At 66.7% G+C, this 20,459-nt stretch carries 18 protein-coding genes; 9 read left to right on the top strand and 9 right to left on the bottom strand.

Annotated elements, in window-relative coordinates; genetic code table 11:
* The 3 genes from DB30_RS39020 to DB30_RS39030 all read left to right on the top strand — a co-directional run.
* A partial coding sequence (locus DB30_RS39020; RefSeq protein WP_146662631.1) for a dihydrolipoamide acetyltransferase family protein occupies window positions 1-803 on the top strand: 803 nt, incomplete at its 5' end.
* Between the two features lie 57 nt (window positions 804-860).
* A complete protein-coding gene (gene lpdA / locus DB30_RS39025; RefSeq protein ID WP_052558995.1) occupies window positions 861-2,276 on the top strand; it encodes a dihydrolipoyl dehydrogenase in 1,416 nt (471 codons plus the stop codon).
* Between the two features lie 507 nt (window positions 2,277-2,783).
* Window positions 2,784-3,311, top strand: a complete 528-nt coding sequence (locus DB30_RS39030) for a helix-turn-helix domain-containing protein (protein ID WP_146662634.1) — start codon at window positions 2,784-2,786, stop codon at window positions 3,309-3,311.
* Window positions 3,312-3,425: 114 nt separating this feature from the next.
* Here DB30_RS39030 and aat read toward each other — a convergent pair whose 3' ends face one another.
* From aat to DB30_RS39050, 4 genes are read right to left on the bottom strand one after another with little or no spacing between them, the layout of a single operon-like run.
* A complete protein-coding gene (gene aat / locus DB30_RS39035; protein WP_052558999.1) occupies window positions 3,426-4,130 on the bottom strand; it encodes a leucyl/phenylalanyl-tRNA--protein transferase in 705 nt (234 codons plus the stop codon).
* A gap of 3 nt (window positions 4,131-4,133) precedes the next feature.
* Complete coding sequence (locus DB30_RS39040) at window positions 4,134-5,084, bottom strand: HTTM domain-containing protein (RefSeq protein ID WP_146662636.1); 951 nt, start codon at window positions 5,082-5,084, stop codon at window positions 4,134-4,136.
* Window positions 5,081-5,566: a hypothetical protein gene (locus DB30_RS39045; RefSeq protein WP_052559002.1), complete on the bottom strand. Its 486-nt coding sequence runs from the start codon at window positions 5,564-5,566 to the stop codon at window positions 5,081-5,083. Before DB30_RS39045 ends, DB30_RS39040 begins: the two co-directional genes overlap by 4 nt.
* Window positions 5,563-8,106 (bottom strand): prenyltransferase/squalene oxidase repeat-containing protein, encoded by a 2,544-nt coding sequence (locus DB30_RS39050; protein WP_052559004.1) that lies wholly within the window; start codon window positions 8,104-8,106, stop codon window positions 5,563-5,565. Before DB30_RS39050 ends, DB30_RS39045 begins: the two co-directional genes overlap by 4 nt.
* 122 nt (window positions 8,107-8,228) lie before the next feature.
* On the opposite strand from DB30_RS39050, the gene DB30_RS39055 reads away from it, so the two are divergent.
* The gene (locus DB30_RS39055; protein ID WP_052559006.1) at window positions 8,229-8,888 is read left to right on the top strand and encodes a hypothetical protein; all 660 of its coding nucleotides are present in this window, start codon (window positions 8,229-8,231) and stop codon (window positions 8,886-8,888) included.
* A 72-nt stretch (window positions 8,889-8,960) separates the two neighbouring features.
* Complete coding sequence (locus tag DB30_RS39060; RefSeq protein WP_146662637.1) at window positions 8,961-9,842, top strand: class II glutamine amidotransferase; 882 nt, start codon at window positions 8,961-8,963, stop codon at window positions 9,840-9,842.
* A 26-nt stretch (window positions 9,843-9,868) separates the two neighbouring features.
* Here the strand turns inward: DB30_RS39060 and DB30_RS39065 are convergent, their stop codons facing one another.
* From DB30_RS39065 to DB30_RS39075, 3 genes are all read right to left on the bottom strand, one after another.
* Window positions 9,869-10,045, bottom strand: a complete 177-nt coding sequence (locus tag DB30_RS39065) for a DUF1328 family protein (protein ID WP_146662639.1) — start codon at window positions 10,043-10,045, stop codon at window positions 9,869-9,871.
* A 333-nt stretch (window positions 10,046-10,378) separates the two neighbouring features.
* Window positions 10,379-11,026, bottom strand: a complete 648-nt coding sequence (locus tag DB30_RS39070; protein WP_052559009.1) for an L-threonylcarbamoyladenylate synthase — start codon at window positions 11,024-11,026, stop codon at window positions 10,379-10,381.
* A gap of 322 nt (window positions 11,027-11,348) precedes the next feature.
* Window positions 11,349-12,824: a hypothetical protein gene (locus DB30_RS39075; RefSeq protein WP_146662644.1), complete on the bottom strand. Its 1,476-nt coding sequence runs from the start codon at window positions 12,822-12,824 to the stop codon at window positions 11,349-11,351.
* Between the two features lie 45 nt (window positions 12,825-12,869).
* On the opposite strand from DB30_RS39075, the gene DB30_RS39080 reads away from it, so the two are divergent.
* From DB30_RS39080 to DB30_RS39090, 3 genes are read left to right on the top strand one after another with little or no spacing between them, the layout of a single operon-like run.
* On the top strand, window positions 12,870-14,102 hold the full coding sequence (locus DB30_RS39080; protein ID WP_146662646.1) for an Ig domain-containing protein: 1,233 nt from the start codon (window positions 12,870-12,872) through the stop codon (window positions 14,100-14,102).
* Window positions 14,103-14,157: 55 nt separating this feature from the next.
* Entirely contained in the window at window positions 14,158-16,191 is a 2,034-nt protein-coding gene (locus DB30_RS39085; RefSeq protein ID WP_165704155.1) for a class I SAM-dependent methyltransferase, read from the top strand.
* Window positions 16,191-17,306, top strand: coding sequence for an FAD:protein FMN transferase (locus DB30_RS39090; protein WP_146662650.1), 1,116 nt, complete (start codon window positions 16,191-16,193; stop codon window positions 17,304-17,306). The genes DB30_RS39085 and DB30_RS39090 overlap by 1 nt, the downstream gene beginning before the upstream one ends.
* A gap of 9 nt (window positions 17,307-17,315) precedes the next feature.
* On the opposite strand, the gene ychF is transcribed toward DB30_RS39090, so the two are convergent.
* Window positions 17,316-18,416 (bottom strand): redox-regulated ATPase YchF, encoded by a 1,101-nt coding sequence (gene ychF / locus DB30_RS39095; protein ID WP_052559018.1) that lies wholly within the window; start codon window positions 18,414-18,416, stop codon window positions 17,316-17,318.
* Window positions 18,417-18,456: 40 nt separating this feature from the next.
* On the bottom strand, window positions 18,457-19,143 hold the full coding sequence (locus DB30_RS39100; RefSeq protein ID WP_052559020.1) for a ribonuclease HI: 687 nt from the start codon (window positions 19,141-19,143) through the stop codon (window positions 18,457-18,459).
* A gap of 241 nt (window positions 19,144-19,384) precedes the next feature.
* Between DB30_RS39100 and DB30_RS39105 the strand changes: the two genes are divergently transcribed.
* Complete coding sequence (locus DB30_RS39105) at window positions 19,385-20,293, top strand: hypothetical protein (protein ID WP_052559022.1); 909 nt, start codon at window positions 19,385-19,387, stop codon at window positions 20,291-20,293.
* The last annotated feature ends 166 nt before the right edge of the window (window positions 20,294-20,459 follow it).

Genomic DNA, 20,459 nt, shown 5'->3' on the forward strand with positions numbered 1-20,459 from the left:
GGGCCCGGTTTGACGCCCTGCTGCTCAAGCACGCCAGCGAGCTCGGCTCAACGGTCCGCAGCGCGGCGCCCGTGCAGCGCGGCGCCGTCACCGATCGTGAAGATCAGACCATTCCATTTCGCGGCATGCGGCGGCGCATCGCCGAGGGCATGGTCCGTTCGTACACGACGGCGGTGCATTACACCTACGTCGAGCAGATCGACGTCACCCGCCTCGTCGAGCTGCGCAACCAAGCCAAGGCCGCCGCCAAGCAGCAGGGGGTCTCGCTCAGCTATCTGCCGTTCATCATCAAGGCGGTGTGTCACGCGCTCAAGCGCTTCCCGATCGTCAACGCCGAGCTCGATGAGCCGAATGGTCGGATCATCCTCAAGCAGCGCTATCACGTGGGTATCGCCGCCGCGACGCCGCAGGGTCTGATGGTCCCCGTGATCCACGACGCAGACGCGCTCAGCTTGCTCGACATCGCCCGCGAGGTCGCGCGCCTGGGCGAGGGCGCCAAGGCTGGCACGCTCAGCCGCGACGACCTCAGCGGCTCGACCTTCTCGATCACCAGCCTCGGCACGATCGGCGGGGTGCTTGCCACGCCGATCCTCAACTACCCCGAGGTCGGGATCCTGGGGGTCCACGCAATTCGCAAGGTCCCGGTCGTCACCGAAGACGACCAAATTGGGATCGGTCACATCATGAACTTGTCCGTCTCGTTCGACCATCGCGTCGTCGATGGTTTCGAGGGCGCCAGCTTTCTCCAAGAAGTCCGCCGGTTCCTCGAAGATCCCACGCTCCTGCTCCTCGCTGGGATCTAGTCGGGCTCGCCGCCCGCCGTCACCAGCGCCTGCCCCCTCTCAATCAGCGAGTCCACCATGGCAACAATCAAGAAAACGGCCCTCGTCATCGGCGCCGGCACTGGCGGCTATCCTTGCGCCATCCGGCTCGGGCAGCTCGGCGTCGACGCCATGCTCGTCGAGAAAGACCAACCCGGCGGCGTGTGCTTGAACTGGGGCTGTATCCCCAGCAAGGCGCTGATCTCGGCGACCAAGCTGGCCCACAAGGCCCAGCACGCCGAGCACATGGGTCTGAGCTTTGGCGCGCCGACCACCGACATGCCAAAGATGCAGGTCTGGAAGGCCGGGATCGTCAGCAAGCTGACCGGCGGCGTGAAACAATTGGTCAAGGGCTCGGGCACGCAATACGTGAGCGCGACCGCGGAGATCCTGGGGCCGGGTCGGGTCAAGCTGACCTACGCCGACGGCAAGCCCGACGACATCGTCGAGTGCGAGCACCTGGTGATTGCGACCGGCAGCGTGCCGATCGAGATCCCCGGGTTTGGCGTCGATCAGGTCAAGGTCCGCGACAGCACCGGCGCGCTCGAGCTCGACTTCGTCCCCGAGCACATGGTCTGTATCGGCGGCGGTATCATCGGTCTCGAGCTTGGCCAGACCTTTCAACGACTTGGCACCAAGCTGACCGTGCTCGAGGGCCTCGACCGCATCTTGAGCGTGTGTGACAAAGATCTGGCCCAAGTCGTCGCCCGCCAGATCAAGCAAGACGGCGGCGAGATCGTCACCAACGCGATGGCGAAGGGCTACACCGAGCGCGACGGCAAGCTGTGGGTCCGCGCCGAAGTTGGCGGTCAGTCAAAAGAGTATCCGGCTGATGTCGTGCTCGTCGCCGTGGGCCGGCGGCCGGTCGCCAAGGGGTTTGGGCTCGACAAGCTCGGCGTCGAGCTCGACGAGCGGGGATTCATCAAGGTCGACGCCCGCCAACAGACCAACGTGGCCAAGGTCTATGCGGTTGGAGACGTGTGCGGCCAGCCGATGCTGGCGCACAAAGCCAGCCACGAGGGCGAGGTCGTCGCCGAGGTCATCGCGGGTAAGAAGACCGTCAACGACGCCCGCACGATCCCCAACGTCGTATTTACCGAGCCAGAGATCGCCTCGGCGGGGCTCGGCGAGGCCGAGGCCAAGCAGGCCGGTCACAAGATCGAGATCGGCAAGTTCCCGTTCTCGATCAGTGGCCGGGCCATGGCGATCGACGAGACCAACGGGTTCGTGAAGGTCATCATCGACAAGTCGGACAATCGCGTTCTGGGCATTCACGTGGTCGGCCCCGAAGCCAGCGACCTGATCAGCGAGGCGGCGCTGGCGATCGAGATGGGCGCGTTCGCAGAAGACATTGCTCTGACCGTTCACCCACACCCAACCCTTGGCGAGGCTGTGATGGAAGCGGCCAAGCACGCGCTGGGTGAGGCCATCCACGTCGGAAATCGACGGCGCTGAGTGAAATCAACCGCTGTTCGCGCGCTGCGCCGCTCTTTGTTGCCGCAACGTTTCAGTACCCCGAGGCGCCCGAAAGCGGGCGTCTCGTCGTTTAAGAACGACGTTAGAATGTTCGCTGCACTCGTCGCCCGCGCTAAAAAGTACCCCATACAGACTGGTCACTGCTCTTGGGTTCAGTGTAGCAGGTGACAGAGATCGTCTCTGTGCCATTGCAATGCTCCGCGGTCGATCGACGCGATCAGGATCGAAGGGTCTGGATCCAACTATGTCCAAACGCCGTGAAATCCCCCGAATTCGAGATCGCGCGGCATATCTGCGACTCCAATACCACGTTGGCCAACACCCTAAAGCAGGCCCGGATCGATCCCTGCGAATCACATTCTGGGCGTGACCACAAAGCGAGCGTCATGGACATGAATCGAGCTAGGGATGGGGCGCACATAACCGTTTGAAAAAAACTGACTTGGCCCCCTGTCATTTCGAGATCTTTCGTGCATAAATGCCGCCATGGCCAATCTCTCCAGCGCCTTTCAGGATGCCCTCGCTGACCAGTCCAAAGCTGCACTGGTTGCGATCATCGCTAAGAACCCCGGAACTACGGTCAGGGATCTGAAGCAACTCGTCAGTGACAACCCCATGCTCGGTTCGATCACCCTTGGTGGTCTTCTGGGCGTTGACGGTCCTGCTCGGGGTCGCGGTGGTCGTCCCAAGGGTTCCGGTTCCACCGTTGCTCCCGCTGCTGCCGCCGGTGCAGTTGCTGTTGGTGGTGCCCCGCGCAAGATCGGCAAGGCCGCTCCGCGCAAGGGTGCAGCCCACAAGCGCAATGTTCGTACCGAAGCCGGTCGTGAAGCACTCGACAAAGAGGTGCTCGAAGCGCTTACGGCGCACGGTGGTGAGGCTGTCGCGGCGACCCAGCTTCGTCAGTCACTCAACGCCGATCCGACCCAGCTGCGTACTTCCCTCAATCGCCTGATCGAGCGTGGCCTGGTGACCTTCACCGGCAAAGCTCGCGGCACCCGTTACTCGCTGTCCTAGCGCGTGGTTTTGGCCAAGCCCTGCCGGCTTGGGTCATCCCCTCACTGTTGTACAAACCCCGGGTGGCTTTGCCGCTCGGGGCTTTGGTGATCGTGCGATCACGTGCTCACGTGATCATGGGGTGTAGACCGGATCGATCGCGTGCCAAGGGCCCGATGGACCGGCTGTTCGCAGTCGCAGGCGCTCGAGGGTCGCCAAGAACCGTGAACGGGGCCACTCGACCGCCCCGAAGCGCTCGAGGTGATCCGTGTGTACTTGGCAATCGATCAGCTCGAAGCCCCACGACTCGAGCTGGGTGACCAGCTGTACGAACGCGATCTTCGAGGCATCCGGCGCCACGGCGAACATGGACTCGCCACAAAACACGCCGCCGACGACGACCCCATAGACGCCGCCGACGAGCTGCTCGCCATCCCAGGCCTCGACGCTGTGTGCGTGGCCAAGCCCAGCTAGCTGCTCGTACGAGGCCATCATGTCTGCGGTGATCCAGGTGCCATCTTGATCGTGTCGAGGCACTTCGGCGCACCGGCGTATGACCTGATCAAAGGCCGTGTCAAAGCTCAGCCGATAGGGCTGACGACGGAGGCTCTTTCGCAAGCTGCGATTGACTCGTAGCGCGCGGGGCTCGAGCACGAAGCGAGGATCGGGGGAGTGCCACAGGATCGGCAAGCCCTCGCTGTACCAAGGAAAGATGCCCCGGTTGTATGCATCGAGCAGGCGAGCGGGTCGCAGATCCCCCCCGATTGCAACCAGCCCGCGGGCGTCGGACTGCTCGGGATCAGGAAGTGGTTGGTCTCCGCGAATGAGGCGAACGGGCACGGGTTACTCTGGCAACAGGCGGGCGAGGAGGGAGTTGGGGTTGCGCTGGCGGGCCCACGCTGCGAGCGCGAGCACGGGCCGCTCAACGGCGAACAACGGCGCAAACGCGACCCCGGACAGGGGATACGCGAACACGATCGCCATGATCGCGACAACGCCAAGGTGAAAGCACCAGATGCCAATCGACCATACCCACGCGAGGCGGCGGCCGACCAGCGCCAGCGGTGCCCCGAGCTCGAGCATGATGCTGAGCCATGACAGCGGCACGAATACGGCTGGGAACGCACATAGCGCGGCGCCGATCGGCGAGTGCATGCTGCCGAGCTCTTGCTTGCGCAAGTTGTCCCAGCCGACGTGACTGAGCAGCACGTCGCCGTCGAGCCACGCCCAACCGGCGTTGCGGAGCTTGGCGACGCCCGCGAGCACATAGGCCAGCGCGGTGACGGTTGCCATCAATTTGGGGCCCCAGCCGTAGCGGGGATCCTCTTCCTTGCTGCAGGTCTGCCCGCGGGCGTCGAGCGACCACGCGTCGCTGGCCGGGAGTATCGCGACAATCAGGGTGTGGACGACCAGCAGATTTTCGGTGTGGAAGACCATGCCCCACGAGTTGCGGTAGCTGGCCACCCACAGCAGCCCGAGCGCGTAGATCGGGCCCGACACGCGAAATCGCCAGCCAAGCAGCGCCGGGATCCCGACGATGACCGTGGCGAGCCAGATCCCCGCGCCAAGCCCGACGCCAAGCGGCGCGTCGAGCAACGAGACGACCCCAGTGGGCGCGAACTGTTCGGGCGCGAAGCGCAGGTTGGCGAGCAGCAGCGGCGCGTAGCCGATCAGCCAGACCAAGCCATAGGCAATGATCAAGACCCGCAAGGTTGCGAGTCGCAGCGCGGGAGCTGGAAAGTCGAACACGCTTCGCGACGGGTCGCTTCGCTCGGGACTTGGGGACCGACTCATGCGCCGTCCTTGGGGATCTCGCAGCGTGCCCGCCGACGCAACTTTAGCGGGACCTTGCCGTCCGCCTCGACAAAGTAGGTGCGGGGATCGAAGCGGCGGCTCTGGACTTCGAGGCGCACGATCTGCGCAAACTCTGGATCATCCGCCACGCGGGCGGCGACCTGCTCACATAGGGTCTTGGGTCGTCGCCGGCGCACGGCGATACGAATGGTCTCGGCGGCCTGCATGACCTCGACATTGGCGACCAGCCGCGGTGGGATCGGGCGTTCGTTCTCGTTGGCGTCAAATCCAACGATCACGTGGATCCACGCCTGCTTGCGGACCGAAGAGAACATTGGATAGGTCGAGAGCGGGAACGAGTCACGCGGGGGGTCACGCAGCGCAGGGGCGACCACCGCGGCCACGACCACCGCAGACACCAGCAGCGCTGGCCCCCGCCGAAACGGCCGGCGAGCGGGGGCGGTGGGCTTGGCCTGGGTCACTCTTCGCCCGGCGCCTTGGTGGGGAGCTCGTCGTAGATCCACGCGCCGCCGTGCCCGAGCGCGGACCAGGCGTGCTGGGTGTAGTCGATGCGGATCTCGGGCGCGCTCATGGACTCGGAGAAGCCCCCGACGACCGTGCGGTGTGGCGTGCAGGCGAAGCAGTTGTCCTGGTTCCACTGCTGCCGCAGCAGGAATTCGATGACGGTGTGCATCTGCTCGACGTCGGCGCTGATGTCTTCGCCGCGGGCCTGCTTGAGCGCGATCGCGGCGGCCATGCCCTCGCCAAAGCCCGCGGCCGGGGTGTTGACCGGGGTCAGGATGTTGCCAAACGAGTAGCCGCCATGAAACTCGCGGGCCACGTCGGAGCTCTCGTCGAGCACCAGGCGGGCCTTGTAGGTCATGTAGTCGATGCAGTAGCGCTCGTACGCGTCATTGCGGTGGTGCTCGAGCGAGGCCCTTGCCGCCATGCAGTGCCAGTTCTCTTCGAGCCAAAAAAAGTCGCGCACGAAGGTGGCCCAGTAGGGCCCGGTGTAAAACGCCATCGCGCGCTCGACCGCCTCGTGGAGGACCTCGGCGCTGGGCAGACCGGCGGCGGCGGCGGCGTCTGGCTCGTCGAGCGCGAGCTTCTCTGCCAGGCTCAGGGCGAAGATCGCCTGGCCGCCCGCGTACATCGGCTCGGGCCCGTCGATGATGTGGCCACCCGCGATGTCGTAGAGCGGATAGAAGCTGCCGTTGTCGCGCTGCATCGCCAGCAAGAACCGGGTCATGCCAGCGAAGGTGCGGTCGTGTTTGTTACCGATGTGCTCGCGGCAGCGCGCGAACGCGATCGCCGGCAGCGCGGTTGAACCCAGGTCGGCCTGCTCCGAGCGCGCGCGCTTGGTCAGCGGCGTCAATTCGCCGGCCTCGCGCGCGTGCCGGGCCATGAACTTCAGCGACAGCCCAGCCACGCGGCGGGTCCGGCGGGCGTCGTTGCCAAGCTCGCACATGACCAAGGTCGTGCCGGCCTGGCGGGGCAGGTTCCAGTTGTTGAGCTCTTGGTCGCCCGTGAACGGATCCAGGGTGTAGCGGAACCGGCCGTCCTTCAGCTGGGCCTTGGCGATGTGAACGTCGGCGGCCTCGCGGGCCTGGTCGAGGCTGTTTTGGCTGAGCCGGACCTCGCGCTTGTGCATGCGCACCAGCGAGGTGTGCAGGCCGTTGCGGGTGACCATGTAGCTCAGGGTCTCGATCCGGGTCAGGCCCTCGAGCAGCCGCCACGCCTCGATGTCCGCTGGTCGCTCGGTCGCCTTGCCGCTCTCGATCAGCCGCGCGAGCCGCCCAGGATTGCGCTGCTCTCGGTCATAGCGAAGCACCTGCTCGGGCACCTCGAAGCCCAGCGCGTCGCGCAGCTCGACGGCCGAGATCCCCACGCGAAAGTCGGGCACGAAGGGCAGCGGCAAGTTGGCGGTGAACTGGCTCAGCGCGACGAGCTGCCACGGCATCAGGCAGTGGTGCTCGTCGCACACTCCGTCGAGGCCGGGGCGCAGCGAGAACATGTCGAGCGCGGGGACCCGCGAGCGCAGCGGCGCGACCCCGCTGATCACGTCGATCTTCACGGGCGCGCGCAGGGCCTCGGACTCGATCAGGGCGACGATCGCCGGGATCAGCTCGGCCGGGGCGGCGCGGATGCAGCGGGTCGCCGGCTCGACCGCGGCGATCTCGTCGGGCTTGGCTGACGGCTTCTTGCTCAACACCAGGTAGGTCACGACCGCTGCCGACTCGCCGGACTCGAGATCCGGGACGCAGGCGACAGGCGCCGTCGTGAACAGCGAGGGCACGCGCAGCTTCGCGTGCCGGTAGCCGCCCTTGACCTTCTGGATGGGCCCCTCGGTCGGGACCTCTGGCAGCACGCCCCAGTGCTCGATCTGCTTGGACAGCTCCGCGAACAGCAGGGCCTCGACCACGTCGTTTTGCACGCTCGGGTTGTTGCGATCGAGCAGGTCGAACTCACCGGGCAGCGGCGTCGGCTCGGCGTGACCGTTCTCTGCCTGTCGCAGCGCGCCCAGGGTCCACACGCACAGCAGCAGCGGCATCGCAGCGGCCGCGCCCGGGTTGTAGCTGCGCCGCCACGTCGCGGCCAGACCCCACGCCGAGATCGGCACGCTCAGCAGCGCGACCAGCCCGGCCACCGCCAGCAACCCCGCGCCGATGCCCTCGCCCAGCGAGCCGTACAGACCCGCGAGGTAGCTCGCCGAGCTGCTCAGCTCCCAGGCCAGCCAGCCAAACACGATCAGCCCAAACGCCGAGCTGACCCGCCAGATCGGCGCCAGCGCCCGCAGGCCCAAGGCCGCCGACACAGCCGTCAATCCGTGCCCAAGCGCGAGCAGGTAGCAGACGATCGTGAAGCTCGACCAGTCGCTCCACGGCAGCTTCGCGCCTGCCCACGCAAAGATCAGCCCATGCAGTCCGGCGAGCAGGGCCAGCGACCAGCGCGGCAGCTGGCGCGGGCTCGGATCGGCCGGTCCAGCCGGCTTGGGGTTCGCCTCGGCTTGGCCCGTCGACATCGCCGCGAGAATACAGGGTGTTGTCAGCCCGGGCGAGACGCCCTCGATCGCGCTGAAACCAGGCTCTCTCGTCCAACCAGAACAACCTCGCCCGAGCTGAGAACAGCTGCTACGTTCGCCTGGTGAGCGAGGGAGCTGGCGCCGGTGCGGACGAAGACCGCTTGGGCCCTGCGGTGCGGGCGAGCTACCTGCGTGCGCTGCTGTTCGCTTGCGACGAGTTTGGCCCGCCGGCAATGGAGATCCGCGAGCAACTTGGCGACACCCATCAGACCAGCATCGAGTGCGCAGGTCCGCTGGTGTGGTTGCCGATCGAGGCCGACATCGCGCTGCAGCGCGCGCTCGCCCGGGTGCTGGGGGCCGAGCGTACCCGCGCGTTCGTGCTCGCGAACCTGCGCGAATTCATGGCCGCGTCGATCTTGCAAAACATCGTGCAGACCGCGGTGGGTCTGTTTGGGCTCGACCCGGGCTCGTTCGCCCGCTTGCTGCCGCGGGCGTGGGGCATGCTCTATCGCGACTGCGGCCGGTGGAGCGTGAGTCGCAGCCTGGACCCCGATCGCGCGCGCGCCCGCGAATGGCGCGAGGTCCAGATGTGTCTGTCCAGGCTCCCGCAGGCGTGCGCCAGCGAAGACGCCTGGCTCGCCGCGGTCGCCACGGTCCAACATGCGCTGCTGATCCTGTGTGGTCGGGCCCACGACGAGGGCGAGGGTGAGGTCGAGCTGCTCGAGCGCGTGCTCGACGAGCCGTCGCAAGTCGTGTTTCGTCTCGCATGGAAGAACCGGTAATCTAGGGCTCCGTGGTTCAGCCCGTGACAACCCCGAGCATGGCGTTCCTCTCCACACCCAGGGAGCTCAGGCATGTGTAGGATCTTCGGGTTTCGATCGGTGATGCAGAGCCAGGTGCACCGCAGCCTGGTCAGCGCCGACAATGCGCTGATCCAGCAGAGCGAGCACAACCCAGACGGCTGGGGCGTGGCGTACTACGTTGGCGGGGCCCCGCACGTGGTCAAGAGCGTGGCCACGGCGGTGTCGGACGAGATGTTCCGCCACGTGTCTGGGGTCGTGACCTCGGAGACCGTGGTTGCCCACGTACGCAAGGCGACCCAGGGGAACCTCACGGTGTTCGACACCCACCCGTTTCAGTACGGCAGCTGGGTCATGGTTCACAACGGCAACATCGCCAACTTCGCGGCGATCCGTGACGACCTGCTGGATCGCGTGCCGCCCGTGCTCCGGCGCTTCATCTTGGGCCACACCGACAGCGAGGCGCTGTTTTATCTGATGCTCGGCAAGATGGCCGAGCGCTGCGATCTCGAGCGTCGCGGCTACCCGTTGGAGGATCTCGCCAGCGCCGCCCGCGAGGCGATCGACCTGGTCAGCGAGCTCGCCGGCGAGCTGTGTGAAGACGACGGCGCTGATCCGCTCTCCAATAATTTTTTGACCTTCGTGATCACCAACGGCCAGACCATGCTCGCCCACCAAGGCGGCAAGATCCTGCACTGCTCGACCCACAAAAAGCACTGCCCGGATCGAGACACGTGCCCGTATTGGGCCGACGAGTGCGAGCGCAAGGTCGAGGGCGGCTTCGTCAGCCACCTGGTGTTCTCGAGCGAGCCGCTGCTGGGCGACAACGTGTGGGAGCCGATGCGGGTTGGCGAGATGATCGGCGTGGACTGGCGCATGCAAATGCAGCGGTTCCCCCGTCCCCGCGCGGGCGGGGACGGGCTGCTGGGGCGGTGACATGATCCCGGTGTGGTCAACTCGGCTCACACAACCGATTTGCGGCTTCGGAGCAGGTGAGCGACACCGGTGAGCAGCGCGAACGCGAGGAAGGCCCAGAACAGGATCTGGGCGATCGAGGCGGCGCCGGCAGCGATGCCGCCGAAGCCGAACACGGCGGCGATGAGTGCGATGATGAAAAAGACGAGCGCGTAGTACAGCATTGGAGTTCCTTTCATCCCCACACCTTGCGACGTCTGTGCCACCCGCGAGAACGGGCCATGGAGCCGCTCTGCGCATGATCGTCGTGCCAGCCAGACCCGCCGTGCACCCCGTCGTGTCGCGATGACACGCCGCAGATCGAGGAGCGAAGCGACCAGACGTGGCAGCGCCAGCAGTCGGCGAAGCACCCGTACACGTCCGCCGAAGCACCAGTACACGTCCGCCGAAGCCACCCGAGCCCCCTCTCAGGGGGCCAATCATGCGGATGCGAACAGCCAGCCCCGAGGAGCGAAGCGACCAGACGCGAAGCGGCTGCAGTCGGCGAAGTCTAAGGTCTATGTGGGGGTCTCGAGGAACCGGCCTTGGCCGGCGCGTAGGACCTCGATGTCGCCGCTCACATCGAAGCGCAGCACCGTCGAGGGTTCGGGCCAGATGTGGCCGGCGTCGATCATCAGGGCGATCTCGCGGGCGTAGCGACTCTCGAGCTCTTGCGGATCCTCGAGCTCCGGCGTGTCTTCACCTGGGGTCACCGACCCCGTCAGCAGCGGCTCGCCAAGGTGCTCGACCAACATCGTGCTGACCTTGTGGTCTGGCAGCCGCATGCCAACTTCTTGCGCGCGGTTCTTCATGGCCCGCGGCACGTCCGAGGTCGCCTTGAGCACGATCGTGTAGGGGCCCGGCAACAGCCTGCGGACCACCCGAAACGCGGTGTTGCTCATGACCCCGTAGCGGCCCATGTCGTTGAGGTTCTCGACCATCATCGTCAGGGGTTTTTGATGCTTGGCGTGGATGCCCTTGAGCCGGCGCAGCTCCGAGATGCCCTTGCTGCTAGACAGCGCGCAGCCGAACGCGTAGCCGGTGTCCGTTGGATAGATGATGACCTCGCCGCGCCGCAGCGCGTCGACGGCCGGGGCCAGCTTGCGCGGGTCGGGGCGGTCGGGGTCGATGCGCAGGCGCGCGAAGGTGTGCTGACGATCGGACATGCCAAGTGGGGGGAGCGGCCGCGGAGAGTAGCAGGGATCGATTATGACCCCCACATAGACCTTAGACTTCGCCGACTGCGGCCGCTGGCGCGTCCGGTCGCTTCGCTCCTCGGGGCTGGCTGTTCGCAGGGGCATGATTGGCCCCCTGGAAGGGGGCTCGGGTGGCTTCGGCGGACGTTTACTGGTGCTTCGCCGACTGCGGCCGCTGGCGCGTCCGGTCGCTTCGCTCCTCGGGGCTGGCTGTTCGCAGGGGCATGATTGGCCCCTGGAAGGGGGCTCGGGTGGCTTCGGCGGACGTGTACAGGTGCTTCGCCGACTGCGGTCAGGCTTGGCGCAGGCGATCCGTGAGCCAGCTGATCCCCCGCGAGACCAGCGCCAGCGCCACCAAGAGGGCGTAGGGATCGTAGGGCACGCGTAGCCGCGGGGCGCCGAAGAACAGCGCGGAGATGATCAGGATCGACAGAAACTGCAGCGCGCACACGCCCAGGCCGGCCTGGCGGTCGCGCTTGGCTGGGGTCGCCGAGTGGGCCTGGGCCCAGCCAAGCAGCGCGATGATCATCCCCAGCAGGGACACTGGCGCGAGCACGGCGGCGATGTCGCGACCGCGGACGGCGAGCGGCAGCAATTGCGGCGCCCGCCGATCCGAGCTCTCGGGCCACGGCCGCGCCACGACCCACAGCAGCGCCATGTTGGTGACCGAGTAGCGCAGCTGCCCGGCGTTCCCCGTTGCGGCGTAGCAGCGCTTGCGGATCTCTCGGTGGACCTTCGCGTCACCGATGTAGCCAACCAAGTCGATGCTCTCGCCGCCGAGGGCAGGACGCAGCGCCAGCGGGTGCTCGGGGCCTTTGCGCCCGAGCGCTCGAAACCCGGGCAAGCTGATGCGGCGATCCGCGGCGGGCTCGCCCGTTCGTTGCGCCGACTCGAGATCGCTCTGGCTCGAGTACGCGCGCGTGACGATGTTGTGGCAGCGCCCCGCCGTGAGGTTCATGCTGCCGTTCTCGGCGACCCCTCCGAACGAGCCGGTGTACACGCGGACGCGGATCACCGAGAGCGCGAGCGCGAGCGCGAGCGGCAGCGCGAACAGCAGCGCGACGCGAAGGTTGACCCGCCGCGACCAGCTGCCACGGATCCGATCTGCGTCGCGGTGCCGCCGATCCCACAGCCACGCCGCGCCCAACAACAGCAAGAACACGGCGGACTGCGGGCGCAGAACAAACGCGAACGCGGCGAAGATCCCCGTCCACACGGCGCCGCGACCGGTCTGAATCAGCCGGACGACCCCGAGTGTCATCGCCAACAGCACGCAGGTGTAGGGCGTCTCGCTGATGAAGAACCCAGCGTGCGAGACCAGCGGGACCCACACCACGAGCACGGTCCCCAGCGCGGCGGCTGGCCAGTGCGGCCGCCCAGCTTGGACGCCGTTCGCGCGTCCGTGGGGCAGCACCTGCACGCCGAGCAAGTAGCCAAGCACCACCGTCGCGGCCGAGCACCCCGCCCAGATCAAGCCGGCGAACTCCAGGGCAGACTCCCCGGGACCCATGAGCAGCATGGGGATCGCCAACAGCGCATGGGTTCCCCAGGCCTGCCAGACCATCTCGCGCATGCCGGGGTGGACCTCGAAGTTGGCGACGAGTCGGGCCCGATACACGTAGTGCGCCATGTCGCTGAAGACGTGGTCGCGCGGGGGGTGGACCCACACAACCCAGATCAGTCGGCTGAGCACCGCAGCCGCGAGCAGCGACCAAAACACCCAGTCGCGGGATGTCCCTGCGGGTGACTGCGAATCTGGCGCGTCCACGAGCGGCCATGATATGCTGCCGCCGGTCCGCGGAGATTGTTCTACATGCTCGAGCTCAAGAATTGTCGTCGTCTCCTTGCCTTCGGCTTGGCCCCTCGCGGCATCGTGCGCACGATCGGCCTGAGCGTGCCCGTGTTGGCGCTGCTGACGTCGGTCGGCTGTAGCCGCGACGAGCTGGCACCCGACTGCTTCGAGATCGATCCCGACACGGGCATCTGCCTGGTCCCAGATCCCGGCGGCACGGCGGTCGGGGTCAACTGCGAGATGTTCCCGGACGGCGCGGTCGGAGCCCAGTACAGCTTCACCCCCCCCGTTGGCGGCGGCAGCGGCAACTACAGCAACTGGATGGCCTCCAACTTGCCGCCCGGACTGACCATCGATCCAAACACCGGTGAGATCTCGGGCGTCCCCGAAGAGCCCGGCAACTTCGAGTACCAAGACATCACGATCACCGTGTTCGACGAGGGCAAGGGCCAGTCCTTCGACGCCAGCTGCGGCCCGCTGCTGGTCAACGAGCGGCTCAACGCCAACTTGGTGCGGAAAGAGCCGCTCCACTGCATCCCGCACACGGCCTCCAAACAAGAGATGATCGAGTTCCTCGACGGCGGCGACGGGACCGACATCACCTGCAGCGCGCTCAACGACAATGGCCTTCCGTGCCCGCTCGGCGACGGCAACGGCCGGCCGCCGCCCGGCATCACCTTCAACGAGTCCAGCTGCACGCACTCGGGCAACATCACGGGCAACCGCCGCGGGACCTGGGTGTGGATGGTGGAGATCGAGCAGAGCGACCTCAAGACCCGGGTGCCGTTCTGCGCAAGCAACGACGTCGACACCTTCCACGACATCACGGTCACCGCCAACGCCGTCGACGAGTCCGACCTCAAGCCCGGCCTGCTGGAGTTCGATCCCAACATGGCGCTGGGCTTCGGCAACGACAGCTACGAGTGGAAGATCGACGATCCGGCCTGCGTCAACGATCCCTCGCTGTGCAGCAGCTACGGGTTCCGCTTCGACGTGACCTGCTCGCCCTTCGATCCGCCCTTCGTGCTCAACGGGATGAGCACGGTCACCGGCATGGCGCACGGCATGGACGCGACGGGCCCAACCCCCAGCCCCGGCTTTGCGACCCGGCCGTTCGTCGCCTCGTTCGAGATGCTCTACTGCACCTCTGACAACGGGGCCGACTGCGACGTCGACGACCCCAACTTCGACCAGAACGCGCAGACCCAGTACCACTTCGACGTGGTCGGGTACCCCGTGCTCGGCAACCCATGACCCTCGACGGGCTGAACTCCCTCCTGTGAACACCCCGCGGAGCACAGCCTCCAGCGTGCGCGAGCAAAAGCTCGCGCGCGTGATCGACCGCGAGGTCGCGCCGATCTGGCACGATCGCTTCGCGCGCCTGTTGATGCGCGAGCTGCCCAGCGCCCCAGAGACCTTCGCGCTCGACATCCACAGCGGGGCCGGCCACACCACCGCCGAGCTGCTGCAGCGGCTCGACGAGAGCTCGCGCATCGTCGCGCTTGGTCGGGACCCGTGGTTGATGCAGGTGTCCAAGACTCGCGTGCGACCCGAGTGGAAGCGCCGCGTGTACTTCAAGTCCGGTGACATCGACGACGTCACCGACATGAACGACGACACCTACGATCTGGCGATCGCCAACTTGGTGTTGGGCGAGCAGGTCGTCGAGTGGCTGCCCGCGCTCGCGGAGCTAATCCGCGTGACCAAGCCAGGCGGGCAGGTGCTGGCCACGCTGCCGCTCTCGGGCACCTGGCGCGAGGTCGAGGACATGTTCGAAGAGGTCCTGCGCGACGAGGACATGCGCCGCGAGGTTGCGACCTTGCAGATGCTGCGTCGCCGCCGGCCCACGCCCTCGCAGCTGGTCGCGGGGCTGCAGAGCATCGGGCTGACCGAGCAAGACTTCGTCGTCGAGCACGAGCACTTCGAGCTGTTGTTTCGCAGCGGCCGCGAGTTCTTGTTCGCGCCGGTCATCGAGCACGGCCCGCTGCGTCTGTGGAAGGCGATCATCGGCCGGGCCGAGAAGCCGCAGGCGCTGTTTTGGCGGTTCAAAGAGGCGATCGACACCTACTACGCTGGCCACGTGTTGGCCGTGAACGTCGTCGCTGGCCTGGTGCGCGTGCGCGTGCCCGGTGGGCCCGCAGACAACTTCTCGTCCAGCTATTGGCGCCGATACCCAACCCTGGCGAAGCTCTGGGGCGGCCTGGGTGGTGAGCCCGACGCTGGCGAAGCCTCCGAAGAAGACTTCGAATTTGATCTCGACATCGATCTCGACGAGGCCGACGCTGCGATCGATGCGCTTACCGATGAGCCCGACACGGCCGCGGACGACGGCACGCAATTTCCCGAGTCGCTCGACGAGATCGGCACGGTCGGATTCGCGGATGCAGGCCGGGGCTTCACGGACATGGAGGTCAGCGGCGCCAACGAGCTGCCCGCGATCGAGGACGTCGCGCTTGGCGGTGACGCAGACGACATGTTCGCCGGTCTGCTCGAGGAGCTCGACGCCGAGGAGGCGGCGGCCGCCGAGATCGCGGCCGAGGACGCCGAGGTCGAGGCCGCCGTGCAGCCGCGCAAGCATCAATCTTCAGGGCGGGCGGCGACGCTCGGTGCTGTGGAGCACTCGCCGCTGCCGGGCAAGCTGCCGCGCAAGCCCGGCGAGAGCGGTGTCTCGCCGATCCCACCAGGTTCCCGCAGCACAGGTTCGGGTCCGGCTGCGACGGCCAAGCCGATCGCTCGGGTGCCACTGGCGAGCCGGCTACCGGGACGCAACCCAGGCGAGAGCGGCACGGGCCCGATCCCCGGCAAGCTGCCGCCCGCGCCCAAGCTGGGCGAGAAGCTGCCGCCACGCCCACCGGGGGGCAATGGGGGCAGCCTCGCCAGCAGGCTGCCGCGTCGCACGGGCTCGGGGATCCATCCGCTGCCGCCCATTCCGTCCCCGTCGGGCACCTCGCTCGCGGCGCCGGGCGAGGCGCGTCGGACCCCAACGGACACCAAGGCGCTGCTCGCCAGGCTGGGCAAGCGCGGCGACACCCAGTCCGGGGTCAAGCCGCTCCCGCGCCCGCCGGTGGGACCACCGCCTTCAATCGCGTCACCGCCAGCTGCAACACCACCGCCGCCGCGGGTGACGAAGCCCGGCGAGGAAGATCCCTTCGCATCCATGGAAGAGGACATGGACGAATTCGAAGAGATCGATGATCTCGAGAGCTCGCTGGTTGGGGGTGAGATCGACGAGGACGATGACTTCGCCGACAGCTTCGGCAACGTCTCGCCTGACCCCTCCGCTGGCCGCTCGGGTTCACGTCCGATCCCGCCGCCGCCGCCCGGCCGGAAAAAGACCAAGTGATGCGCGCCGCCAGCTTGGTCACGGCGGCGCTCGTGATCTCGACGCTCGCGTGCTCGCGCGACGCGGATCCGGCCGCGCGCACGAGCGACGCCACGCGCCAGGTCGCGGCTGAAGCAGCGCCAGCGCAACCAACCCAGACCGCAGCCGAGGCCGCGTCCTTGGTCCGCGAAGACGGCACGATCTTCGCCGAGACCGAGCTGATGGGCACGCGGGTCTCGATCAATTTGTGGGTGGGGGGCGGCGACGCGCTCGCAGCTAGCGAGGCCATGACCGACGCGATCCACGAGATGGCCAGGATCGAGGACATCGCCTCGGAGTGGCGGGCCACGAGTGACCTGACCCGCGTCAACGAGGCCGGCGGCGCTCCCGTCAAAGTCGCCCCCGAGCTGATCGAGATCCTCACCCGCGCGGCCGCGATCTCGGCCGAGACCGACGGCCTGTTCGACGTCAGCTTTTACGGCGTTGGGCAGCTGTGGCGGTTCGAGCCCGGCGCCGAGCCCCCGACCAAAGACCAGATCGCCGCGCTCCTACCCAGCGTCGACTGGCGGTCGATCGAGCTCGATCCGGGGGCCGGCACCGTTGCGCTGCGCAAGCCCGGCATGAAGGTGGGTCTGGGCGCGATAGCGAAGGGCTACGCGGTCGATCGCGCCTCGGCGGTGTTGCGCTCGCGCGGGTTCGCCAACCACATCGTGGAAGCCGGCGGCGACACCCAAGTCAGCGGGCAAAAAGGCGACAAGCCGTGGCGGGTTGGCGTCCAGGATCCCAAGCAGGCCGCTGGCCGCATTGGGCATATCAGCGCCAAGGACGAAGCGGTCGTCACCTCGGGCAACTACGCGCGGTTTTTCGAGTGGGAAGGCGTGCACTACACCCACATCTTGGATCCGCGCACCGGCTGGCCGATCCCCGTTGACCGCAGCCCGAAGAGCGTGACGCTGGTGGCCAGCAACGCGACCAACGCAGACGCCTACTGCACGGCCGTCAGCGTGATGGAGCCGGCGCAGGGGCTCGCGTTCGTAGACGCCCACCCGGAGCTCGAGGCTGTGATCATTGGGCCGGACGATGTGCTGTATGTGTCGGCTGGGTTGAAGGATCGCTTCGTCGACGAGCGCGAGTGATCGCCCAGGCTAAACGTTGAAGCGGAAGTGCATCACGTCGCCGTCGCGGACCACGTATTCCTTGCCCTCGACCCGCATCTTCCCGACGGCCTTCACAGCCGCGTCGGACTTGAGCTCGACCAGCGTCTCCCAGTCCACCACTTCGGCGCGGATGAAGCCGCGCTCGAAGTCGGTGTGGATCACCCCGGCGGCCTGCGGCGCCTTGGTGCCGCGCTTGATCGTCCACGCGCGGCACTCTTTTTCGCCGGCGGTGAAGTAGGTGATCAGATCCAGCAGTGAGTAGGCGGTGCGGATCAGCTTGTTGAGCCCGGGCTCTTCGAGCCCGATCTCGGCCAGGAATTCTTTGCGCTCGTCGGGCTCGAGCGCGGCGATCTCAGCCTCGTTGTTGGCCGAGATCACGACGACCTCGGCGCCGCTCGGCGCGACGTGATCGACGAGGCGCTTGACGAGCGGATCTTCGAGCCCGGCCGCGAGCTGATCCTCGCCGACGTTGGCGACATAAAACACCGGCTTGGCGGTGAGCAGGTCGAGCTCGGCGAGCACGGCCGCCTCGTCGACGCTGAGCTCGAGCTCGCGCGCGGCCTTGCCCTCGTTGAGCTCGGCGATCACCCGCGGGCACAGCTCGAACGCGAGCTTCTCTTGCTTGTCCCCGCTCTTGCTCTGCTTGCGGGCCCGCTCGAGCCTGCGCTCGAGCGACTGCAAGTCTCGCAAGATCAGCTCCGTGTCGATCGTCTCGACGTCGTCGATCGGATTGACCTTGTTGGCGACGTGCTGAATGTTGTCGTCCTCGAAGCAGCGGACCACGTGGGCGATCGCGTCGACGCTGCGAATGTGGGCCAAGAACTGGTTGCCCAGCCCCTCGCCCTTGCTGGCGCCCGCGACAAGGCCGGCGATGTCGACGAACTCGACCGTGGTCGGGACGGTGCTCTTGGGCGTGATCACCTGGATCAGCGCGTCGAGGCGTGGATCCGGGACCAGCACGATGCCGTGGTTGGGCTCGATCGTGCAGAACGCATAGTTGGCTGCCTCCGCGCCCGCGTCGGACAGCGCGTTGAACAGCGTGGACTTGCCGACGTTGGGGAGGCCGACGATGCCTACAGACAGAGCCATGGTGGGCCCGGAGGTAGCACGGCCGCGGGCGCTTTTACAGCTACCGCGGTCGTTCGCGGACGGTCGAGTCCTCGATCCGCACCGCCTTGGTCGCCAGGGCGTCGGCCTCTTCGTTGCCCTCTTGACCGGCGTGACCGCGCACCTTCAGCAGCTCGAGCTTGGGGAACTCGGGCAGCCTGGCCTTGATCTTGTCGATCAGCTGGACGTTCTTCTTGGCCTTCCAGCCGCCGATGAGCACCCCGAGCGACCAGCCGCTGTCGGTATAGAGGTGGATCGTCCGCTCGCGCTCGTCCTCGCCGAGATCCTCGATCGCGCGGAGGATCGCGCGGAGCTCGGCGACGTTGTTGGTCGCCTCGCCGATGTACTCGCTGATCTCGCTGATCTTGTCCGGCCGCACGATGTGCACGCCGATCCCAGCGGGCCCAGGGTTGCCGGAGCAGGCGCCGTCGGTGTGGATCACGATCGTGTGCTCGTCGGCCGCGACCGAGGGCTGCTCGCGCAGCTTGGTCGAGGGCGTGGTGGACTGGCCGCCGAACGCCTCGTCCGACAGGATCTCGCCGGTGCCCTCGCCCGCGTCCTCAAAGTTCTCGCGCTGGGTCCGGTACGACTTGATCGCGCCTTGCTTGTAGCGGAACTCGACGAGCCCGCGCCGCACGATCGGCTTTCCGGTGTCCAGCACCCGAACCCAGACTGACTCACCGCGATATTCGAAGGCCTTCCAGGGCATGAGCGCCGGGATGGTAGCCGGGCAGGCTCGATCCTGCACATTCACGCCGATCTCGCGGTCCGGGCGTCGCGCTGTCGTCGCTTCGCCAGATCCCGGGCTCTGGAACGGCGTAGCGCCCAGCCTGGCGATGGGCCGCGTGGAGCCGCGTGAGCCGCCACCACGCCTGCGCAACGATTTTGTGCGCGAGCATGTGCACACCGTCTTGACCGCGAGAGTTGCGCCCGCGTATAAGCCGACGACCATGAAGCGTATCTGGACGACGTCGCTGGCTGTCTCCCTGTTGGTTCTTCCCGCCTGCAAGGGGGGAGCGAGCGCCGACGCAGTCAAGCTCATTCCCGACGAGGCCGAATTCATCGTGGGGATGAACCCCAAGACCATCACGGGCTCGGACCTCTACAAAGAGTTCTCCTCGGAGTTCGAGAAGGAAGATGACTTCAAAGAGGCCATGAAGGCCTTTGAAGACTGCGGCCTCAAGCCCACCGAGTTCGACGCGATCGTCGTCGGTGCCAGCCAGTCCGAGGACTTCGTCGCCGTCATCGTCGGTGACGGCATCGGCGAGGACGACAACGCCTCCTGCGTCATCAAGAACATCCAAAAGATGAGCGGTGAGGACGAGGCTGCGGAGGTGTCCAAGGAGGATGGCAAGAAGATCATCCAGTTCACGGACGGCCGCGCCTACCTGGTCAACAAGAACATGCTGGCCCTCTCGACCACCGAGTGGGAGACCAAGGTCGGCGAGCTGATCGACGGCAAGGGCACCCCCGCGATCGAGAACGGCAAGAAGGATCTCTACGGCAAGGTCGACTCCAAGGCCGCCGTGTGGTTCATCGCTGACGTCCCCGCCGAGCTCGCTGGCATGGCCGCGATGGCCGCCCCCGAGGCGACCGAGGTCAAGACCGTCGCCGGCAGCGTCGACCTGAGCAAGGGCGTCGCCGTCGAGTTCGTCGCTGGCTTCGGCGACGACGCCAAGGCCAAGGCCACCGCGGACAAGATCCAAGAGCTGTTCGACGGCCTCAAGGGCGAGGCCCCGGCGGAGCTCAAGGGCGTGGTCGAGAGCGTGAAGATCGAGGCGGCGGGTCCCGACGTGAAGCTTGGTGTCTCGGCCAGCATGGACGACATCAAGGCCGGCAAAGACAGTATGCCAATCTGATCTCGAGCTTGCTCGAGCCGCCAAAAAGGGACCGGTGACGGTCCCTTTTTGCGTGCTAGCGTCACGATGATGTCCATGAGTTCGCTGCTCTTGGTGAACCAGTCCACGAAGGTGTCCGCAAGCGGGCGAGAAGCCCTCGCCCGAGCTGAAAACAGCTCGCTGCCCT

This window comes from Enhygromyxa salina, assembly GCF_000737335.2.
In the GTDB taxonomy this organism is placed as follows: domain Bacteria; phylum Myxococcota_A; class Polyangia; order Nannocystales; family Nannocystaceae; genus Plesiocystis; species Plesiocystis salina_C.